This is a genomic window from Zoogloea ramigera (genome assembly GCF_006539865.1).
Classification (GTDB): domain Bacteria; phylum Pseudomonadota; class Gammaproteobacteria; order Burkholderiales; family Rhodocyclaceae; genus Zoogloea; species Zoogloea ramigera.
In genome coordinates this window covers 1-7,949 of record NZ_BJNV01000116.1, presented here as the reverse complement: position 1 = coordinate 7,949, position 7,949 = coordinate 1, and the positions used below count along the sequence as shown (strand labels likewise).

Sequence of the window (7,949 nt, the reverse complement as noted above, 5' to 3'; positions counted from 1 at the left end):
GCGGGGGTGAAATGGAGGATCTGCCCCCTGTTTCACCGGCGGTGTGCGGCTGAAGCCGCACCTACAGGCTCCATCGCGTTCAGCTGCGGCCGGCGTAGTTCTTGTCGAGCCACTCGCGGTAGGCGCCGCTTTGCACGTGGGCGACCCAGTCTTGATGGGCGAGGTACCACTCGACGGTCTTGCGGATGCCGGTTTCAAACGTCTCGGCGGGGCGCCAGCCGAGTTCGCGCTCGATCTTGCGGGCGTCGATGGCGTAGCGGCGGTCGTGGCCGGGGCGGTCGGTGACGTAGGTGATGAGGCGGCTGTAGCTGCCGGCGGCGTCGGGCTTGAGCTCGTCGAGGAGCGCGCAGAGGGTGTGCACGATCTCGATGTTGGGCTTCTCGTTCCAGCCACCGACGTTGTAGACCTCGCCCGGGGTGCCCTTTTGCAGGATGGCGCGGATGGCGCTGCAGTGGTCGGTGACGTAGAGCCAGTCGCGGATCTGCTGGCCGTCGCCGTACACGGGCAGCGGCTTGCCGGCGAGGGCGTTGGCGATCATCAGCGGGATGAGCTTCTCGGGGAAGTGATACGGCCCGTAGTTGTTGGAGCAGTTGCTGGTGGTGACCGGCAGGCCGTAGGTGTGGTGCCAGGCGCGCACGAGGTGGTCGGAGGCGGCCTTGCTGGCGGAGTACGGGCTGTTGGGCTCGTAGGTCTTGGTTTCAGAAAAGGCCGGATCGTTGGGGCCCAGCGAGCCGTACACCTCGTCGGTGCTCACATGGTGGAAGCGGAAGGCGGCGCGGGCAGCGGCGTCCAGGCCCATCCAGTGGCCGCGGGCCGCTTCGAGGAGGGTGAAGGTGCCGTTTACATTGGTGCGGATGAAGTCGCCCGGGCCGTGGATGCTGCGATCCACGTGGCTCTCGGCGGCGAAGTGCACGATGGCGCGGGGCTGGTGCTCGGCGAGCAGGCGGTCGATGAGTTCGCGGTCGCAGATGTCGCCGTGCACAAAGATGTGCCGGGCGTCACCCTGGAGCGAGGCGAGGTTCTCGAGGTTGCCCGCGTAGGTGAGCGCGTCGAGGTTGACGACCGGCTCGTCGCAGCTGCGGAGCCAGTCCAGAACGAAGTTTGCGCCAATGAAGCCGGCGCCGCCGGTGACGAGAATCATCGAGAATCCTTGATTGGAAAGCGGTTCAACTGATAGCACCACATTATGACATCCCGCGCGGGTAGCGATCCGCTGCATTCCGCACACCGGGCAGGGGGAAACACAAGGAAACAGGGGTCAATCTGGGCGGCGGTCCTGCCGTAAAGGCTTAACAGGCATTTTCCACCAGGCCTCCGGCACACCGGGCCCCGATTTTTCTGCGGAGACAAGACTGCCAAGATGAAGCCGTTCCGCAACGACGTACCCGAGCGCATGTTCCAGAGCATCATCGCCCCCACCCTGGTCGCCCTGCTCATCGCGCTGCTGCTGGGGGCGATCAGCATCTCGCGCATCGACGCGGCCCACACCCAGGCCCGGGGCGCCTCCTTTGTTCTCGAGACCAGCGAGATCACCCTCAAGATCGAGGAGCGTTTCAAGGCTTACCGCCAGGTCCTGCGCGGGGCGCGGGCCCTGTTTGCGGCGTCCCAGACGGTGACCCGCGACGAATGGCGCCGTTACGTGACCACCCTGCGGCTGCACGTGGACTACGCGGGCATCCAGGGCGTCGGCTTCGCCCAGTCCATCCCCGCCGCCGAGCTGGCCGAACACGAGCGGCGCGTCCGGGCCGAGGGCTTTCCGGACTACCGGGTGAGCCCGCGTGGCGCGCGGGACGAGTACAGCTCGATCGTCTTTCTCGAACCCTTCGACTGGCGCAACCAGCGGGCCTTCGGCTACGACATGTTCTCGGAACCGGTGCGCCACGAGGCCATGGCCCGGGCCCGCAGCCTCGGGGTGCCGGCCCTCACCGGCAAGGTGCGCCTGGTGCAGGAGACCAGCACCGACGTCCAGTTCGGCGTTCTGCTCTATCTGCCGGTATTCCGCCAGGGCCTGCCCATCGACACCACGGCCCAGCGCGAGCGCGCCTTCATCGGCTGGGTGTACAGCCCCTTCCGTCTCGGCGACCTGATCACCGGCACCCTGGGCGACGCGGGCCAGCACCTGCGCATCCGCGTCTTCGACGGCCACAACCTGAGCGCCGACACGCTGCTGTTCGACAGCCAGCCCGGCCGACAGCCCCCTCCAGCGCAAGACCCTGCTCGAGCTGAACAGCCGGACCTGGACGCTGGTCTTCGACCATTTCCCTGGCCCCACCGCCAGCGATCACGCCCCGCTGCTCGAGAAGCTGGCGGTGGTGCTGATCGGCAGCCTCTTCGTGATGCTCACGGCCGCCTTCTGCGTCTCACGCCAGCGCACCCGCGAGCTGGCCCGCACCAGCGCGTCCTTGCGGGCCAGCGAGGCGCGCTACAGCTCGCTGGTCAACCTGTCCCATGACGGCATCGCCGCCCTCGACGGAGAGATGCGCTTCACCTTCATCAACCCCCGCCTGGCGCGGATGCTGGGGCGCACCGAAAAAGACCTGCTGGGGCGCCGTTTCGATTCGCTCTACCCGAGCCACGACCTCGGCAGCGGCCAGACGCTCGCAGAGCGTCTCACCCGGGGCCACCCCACCAGCTTCGAGCAGCAACTGCACAAGGCCGACGGCAGCCTCCTCACCGCCATCGTGGCCGACACCCCCGACCTGGACGCCGCGGGCCGCCTGCGGGGCGTGATCGTGACCCTCACCGACATATCCGAGCGCAAGCAATCGGAGCAGCGCGTGCAATACCTGGCCACCCACGACTCCCTCACCGGTCTCGCCAACCGCCCGATGTTCCTCGAGCACCTCCACAGCAGCCTGCTCATCGCCCGCCGCCACAAGACCCGCTTCGCCGTGCTGTTCCTCGACCTCGACCGCTTCAAGGAGGTCAACGACACCCTCGGCCACGCCGTCGGCGACGCCCTGCTCGTCGAGACCGCCCAGCGCCTGCGCCGCAGCCTGCGCGCCAGCGACCTGCCGGCCCGCCAGGGGGGCGACGAGTTCATGGTGCTGCTGCACGACATCAAGACGAAGGCCGAGGCCCTCGGCGTGGCCGACAAGATCAGCCAGGCCATCGACCGGCCCTTTACGGTCGAGGGGCACGAATGCCGCGTGGCGGTGAGCATCGGCATCGCCCTCTACCCGGACGACGGCGGCGACGCCGAGACCCTCACCCGCCAGGCCGACGGGGCCATGTACCGGGCCAAGACCGCCGGGCGGAGCCCTTCGCGCGGCCCGCACACCGGGCGCCCCGCCGGCTAAAATGCCGGATGCGCAACGCCGCCATCCGAGCGGCGCCCAAAACCAGGAGACCTCATGTCCCGCCACACCAAGATCGTCGCCACCCTCGGCCCTGCCTCCTCCGACCTCGCCACCCTCGAACGCCTCGTCCAGTCGGGCGTCGACGTGGTGCGGCTCAACTTTTCCCACGGCACGGCGGAAGACCACATCAAGCGGGCCAACCAGATCCGCGATGCGGCCCAGCTGGCCGGCCGGCCTGTGGGCATCCTGGCCGACATGCAGGGCCCCAAGATCCGGGTCGGCAAGTTTGTGGACAACAAGGTCGTGCTGCAGCGGGACGCCGAGTTCATCCTCGACGCTAAGCTCGCCGAGCCCGGCAACGCCCAGCGCGTCGGCCTCGACTACAAGGACCTGCCCCGCGACGTTAAGCCCGGCGACGTGCTGCTCCTCGACGACGGGCGGCTCAAGCTGGCCGTCGAACGCGTCCTCGGCCACGAGATCCACACCCGCGTAAAGGTGGGCGGCGAACTCTCCAACAACAAGGGCATCAACCGCCAGGGCGGCGGCCTCACCGCGCCGGCACTCACCGCCAAAGACATGGACGACATCAAGACCGCCGCGCAGATCGGCGTCGATTTCGTCGCCATCTCGTTTCCCAAGGGCGCCGCCGACATGTACATGGCCCGCCAGCTGCTGCGCGCCGCCGGCAGCAGCGCGGTGCTGATCGCCAAGATCGAGCGCACCGAGGCCGTCGCCAACCTCGAGGAGATCCTGGATGCCTGCGACGGCATCATGGTGGCCCGCGGCGACCTCGCCGTCGAGGTGGGCGACGCCGCCGTGCCGGCGCTGCAGAAGCGCATGATCCGCCTCGCCCGCGAGAAGAACAAACTCGCCATCACCGCCACCCAGATGATGGAGTCGATGATCCACAGCCCGGTGCCGACCCGCGCCGAAGTCTCCGACGTGGCCAACGCGGTGCTCGACGGCACCGACGCCGTCATGCTGTCGGCCGAAACCGCCTCCGGCAAGTTCCCGGTCGAGGTGGTCGAGTCGATGGCGCGCATCTGCCTCGAGGCCGAGAAATCCGCCGAGGTCACCATGGACCGCGACTTCCTCGACCGCATCTTCACCCGCATCGACCAGTCCATCGCGATGGCCGCCATGTGGACCGCCTACCACCTCAAGGTCAAAGCCATCGCCTCCCTCACGCAAACCGGCTCCACCGCGCTGTGGATGAGCCGCCTCAACAGCGGCGTGCCGATCTACGCCCTGACCCCCGAGATCGGCGCCCGCAACCAGATGACCCTCTACCGCGAGGTGTATCCGCTGCTGATGTCCCAAGTCCACGCCGACCGCGACGTGCTGCTGTGGGAAGCCGAGCAGATCCTCCTCGAGCAGGGCGTGGTCGACTACGGCGACCTCATCGTGCTCACCATCGGCGAGCCCATCGGCGCCGCCGGCGGCACCAACACCATGAAGATCGTGCGCGTCGGCGACACCCCGAAGCCCGGGCCGGTGTGATCCGCAACACAATTTGGGGCACGCTCGCTGCGGTCAAGCGCGCAGGCCTCATGCCGGCTTGGTAGAATCGCGGTTTTAAGTCCTTACCCGGCCGGCTGCCCGGCCCTCGGAGAGAAAAGTCATGTCCCTCGTTTCCATGCGTCAGCTTCTCGATCACGCCGCCGAGTTCGGCTATGGTCTGCCCGCGTTCAACGTCAACAACCTCGAACAGGTCCAGGCCATCATGGAAGCCGCTGCGGAAACCGACAGCCCGGTGATCATGCAGGCCAGCGCCGGCGCCCGCAAATACGCCGGCGAGGCCTTCCTGCGCCACCTCATCGACGCCGCCGTCGAAGCCTACCCGCACATCCCGGTGGTCATGCACCAGGACCACGGCCAGTCCCCCGCCATCTGCATGGGCGCCATCCGCTCCGGCTTCTCGTCGGTGATGATGGACGGCTCCCTGATGGAAGACGGCAAGACCCCGTCCTCGTACGAGTACAACGTCGACGTCACCCGCCGCGTCGTCGAGATGTCCCACGCCATCGGCGTCAGCGTCGAAGGCGAACTGGGCTGCCTGGGCTCCCTCGAAACCGGCCAGGCCGGCGAAGAAGACGGCGTCGGCGCCGAAGGCACCCTCGACCACGCCCAGATGCTCACCGACCCCGACCAGGCCGCCGACTTCGTCAAGCAGACCAACGTCGACGCCCTCGCCATCGCCATTGGCACCAGCCACGGCGCCTACAAGTTCACCCGCAAGCCCACCGGCGACATCCTGGCCATCGAGCGCATCAAGGAGATCAACGCCCGCATCCCCAACACCCACCTGGTGATGCACGGCTCATCCTCGGTGCCGCAGGAGCTCCTCGAGATCATCCGCGAGTACGGCGGCGACATGAAGGAAACCTACGGCGTGCCCGTCGAAGAGATCGTCCGCGGCATCAAGTACGGCGTGCGCAAGATCAACATCGACACCGACATCCGCCTCGCCATGACTGGCGCGATCCGCAAGTTCTTCGTCGAGAACCCCTCCAAGTTCGACCCGCGCGAGTTCCTCAAGCCCGCCCGCGAGGCCGCCAAGCTGGTCTGCAAGGCCCGCTTCGAAGCCTTCGGCACCGCCGGCAACGCCAGCAAGATCAAGCCGATCAACCTCGACAAGATCGCCGCAGCCTACAAGAGCGGCGCCCTGAACCAGATCGTCCGCTAAGCAGTCGTAACAAGGGCCGGGTCTTCCGGCCCTTTTCACTTACGGCTCCGCTCACCTGAAAGGCCCACCGATGGCAGCCCCCTGGTCCGTGCTGTTCAGCGCCATTCCCTGGTCCGACGTCATCGCCCACGCGCCCACCGTCGCCAAGGGCGCCAAGAAGCTGTGGCAGAAGGTCGGCAAGCGCCCGGCCGCCGACGCCCCGGCCGACGTGCCCATGGAGGCCCCCGGCGCCAGCCCCGAAGCCCGCCTCGCCGCGCTGGAGGCCCGCCTCGCCGAATCCGACCTGCGCCAGCAGGAAAGCGCCGAGCTCCTCGCCGCGCTGGCCGCCCAGAACGCCGACCTGGTGCATGCCGTGGACGAACTCCAGCGCCGCGCCCGCCTGCTCGGAGCGCTGCTCGGCCTCGCCCTGCTCATCGGCGGCGGCGCCCTCGTCACCACCCTGCTGCGCTGAACGCCGGCGGCCTTGCCAGCCGGGCCGCCCGGGCGGCAAGATGTGCGCCCCACCCCGCCGGCGGCCCGTGCCGCCCCGCATCCGATGCCGCTGCCCAAGCACTTCACCGAACACGCGCTGCGCCAGGCGCTCAACGACGAGTTCCACGCCCGCCCGCCGGTCCCGCTGCAAAGCCCCCAGCTCATCAGCTACGTCGCCATGCACCACGAGGGCGAAGCCCCCGGCGCCGCGCTGCAGCACCTCATCCTGCTCGGCCGGCAGCTCGGCCAGCCGATCGACGCCGAGGGCAGCCACCGCCTCATCGACTTCGGCAGCTTCAAGCTCAAGTGGGAGCTGCACAACGAGTTCTCCAGCTACACCTTCTTCCGCCCCGTCGCCCCCGGCGAAGGCATCGCCGAGCCGACCACCGCGCTGGCCGTGGTCCCCGCCGACTGGCTGGCCGGACTGCCCGGCAAACTCATGGTGGCCACCCACGTCGAGCTGCGCCAGGTGGCCGAGATCAGCCCCGAGAGCGTGATGGCCAGGCTCGCCCCCACCGGCCAGACGGTTGGCGCCACCGTCGCCGACGGCGCCGCCTGGGTGTTCACCGACTTCTACTTCGAAGACGGCTTCTCCCGCTTCCTGGTCATCGACGTCTCCCTCACCCAGCGCCAGGCCGGCCGCACCGTGCAGCGCCTCGTCGAGATCGAGACCTACCGGCTGATGTCGCTGCTGGCCTTCCCGGTGGCCAAGGAAGTCGGCCGCCTGCTGGGGGGCGCCGAGCAGCGCCTGGCCACCCTGATGGACCGCACCAACGCCGCCCGCGTGCCCGAAGACGAGCGCAGCGTGCTGGCCGAGCTCACCACCCTCGCCGCCGAAGTCGAACACTCGGTGGCCCGCACCACCTTCCGCTTCGGCGCCGCCCAGGCCTATCACAGCCTCGTGATGCAGCGCATCGAAGAGCTCCGCGAGCGGCGCATCGCCGGCCTGCCCACCTTCCACGAGTTCATGGAGCGGCGCCTGCTGCCCGCCATGCACACCTGCGAGACCATGGCCCGCCGCCAGGAAGACCTCTCCAGCCGCGTCGCCCGCAACAGCCAGCTGCTGCGCACCCGGGTCGAGGTCGAGCTCGAACGCCAGAACCAGGAGCTCCTCGCCCAGATGAACCGCCGGGCCAAACTCCAGCTGCACCTGCAGGCAACCGTTGAAGGCCTGTCGGTGGTGGCGATCACCTACTACGCCTCGCAGCTCGTCCAGTACATGGCCAAGGGCGTCAAGCACGCCATCGAGCCGCTGACGCCGGAGGGCATCACCGCCGCCGCGATCCCGGTCATCGCGCTCATCGTCGCCCTGGGCACCCGCCGCATGCGCAAGCACCTGGACGAGGCCGAGGGCGGGCACTGATGAGCGCCCCCAGGGCCGGGCTTTGCCCAGCCCACCCCCCGCGAGGGGGCCAAGGAAACTGGGGGCGGCCCTGCGTTTCCTTGAGAGCGCCCCCAGGTCAGGGCTCCGCCCAGCCCGCCCCCCGAGGGGG

Annotated in this window: 7 protein-coding genes; 6 read left to right on the top strand and 1 reads right to left on the bottom strand. The window is 68.6% G+C overall.

All coding sequences use genetic code 11. The annotated features are described in order from the left end of the window. Positions 1-79: 79 nt before the first annotated feature. Positions 80-1,141 carry a dTDP-glucose 4,6-dehydratase gene (rfbB, locus tag ZRA01_RS19430; protein ID WP_141355028.1) on the bottom strand — a complete coding sequence of 354 codons (1,062 nt, stop codon included), beginning with the start codon at positions 1,139-1,141 and terminating at the stop codon, positions 80-82. A gap of 219 nt (positions 1,142-1,360) precedes the next feature. Here rfbB and ZRA01_RS19425 point away from each other — a divergent pair, with 219 nt between their 5' ends. The 6 genes from ZRA01_RS19425 to ZRA01_RS19400 all read left to right on the top strand — a co-directional run bounded on the left by ZRA01_RS19425 (position 1,361) and on the right by ZRA01_RS19400 (position 7,819). Then, positions 1,361-2,452 (top strand): CHASE domain-containing protein, encoded by a 1,092-nt coding sequence (locus ZRA01_RS19425; RefSeq protein WP_141355027.1) that lies wholly within the window; start codon positions 1,361-1,363, stop codon positions 2,450-2,452. Further along, the gene (locus ZRA01_RS19420) at positions 2,337-3,299 is read left to right on the top strand and encodes a sensor domain-containing diguanylate cyclase (protein ID WP_246093771.1); all 963 of its coding nucleotides are present in this window, start codon (positions 2,337-2,339) and stop codon (positions 3,297-3,299) included. Before ZRA01_RS19425 ends, ZRA01_RS19420 begins: the two co-directional genes overlap by 116 nt. A gap of 54 nt (positions 3,300-3,353) precedes the next feature. After that, positions 3,354-4,799 (top strand): pyruvate kinase, encoded by a 1,446-nt coding sequence (gene pyk, locus ZRA01_RS19415; protein WP_141355025.1) that lies wholly within the window; start codon positions 3,354-3,356, stop codon positions 4,797-4,799. 121 nt (positions 4,800-4,920) lie between these two features. Further along, positions 4,921-5,985 (top strand): class II fructose-bisphosphate aldolase, encoded by a 1,065-nt coding sequence (gene fba / locus ZRA01_RS19410; RefSeq protein WP_141355024.1) that lies wholly within the window; start codon positions 4,921-4,923, stop codon positions 5,983-5,985. A gap of 70 nt (positions 5,986-6,055) precedes the next feature. Continuing rightward, positions 6,056-6,436, top strand: coding sequence for a hypothetical protein (locus ZRA01_RS19405; protein WP_141355023.1), 381 nt, complete (start codon positions 6,056-6,058; stop codon positions 6,434-6,436). An 84-nt stretch (positions 6,437-6,520) separates the two neighbouring features. Continuing rightward, a complete protein-coding gene (locus ZRA01_RS19400) occupies positions 6,521-7,819 on the top strand; it encodes a DUF3422 family protein (protein ID WP_141355029.1) in 1,299 nt (432 codons plus the stop codon). Positions 7,820-7,949: the final 130 nt, after the last annotated feature.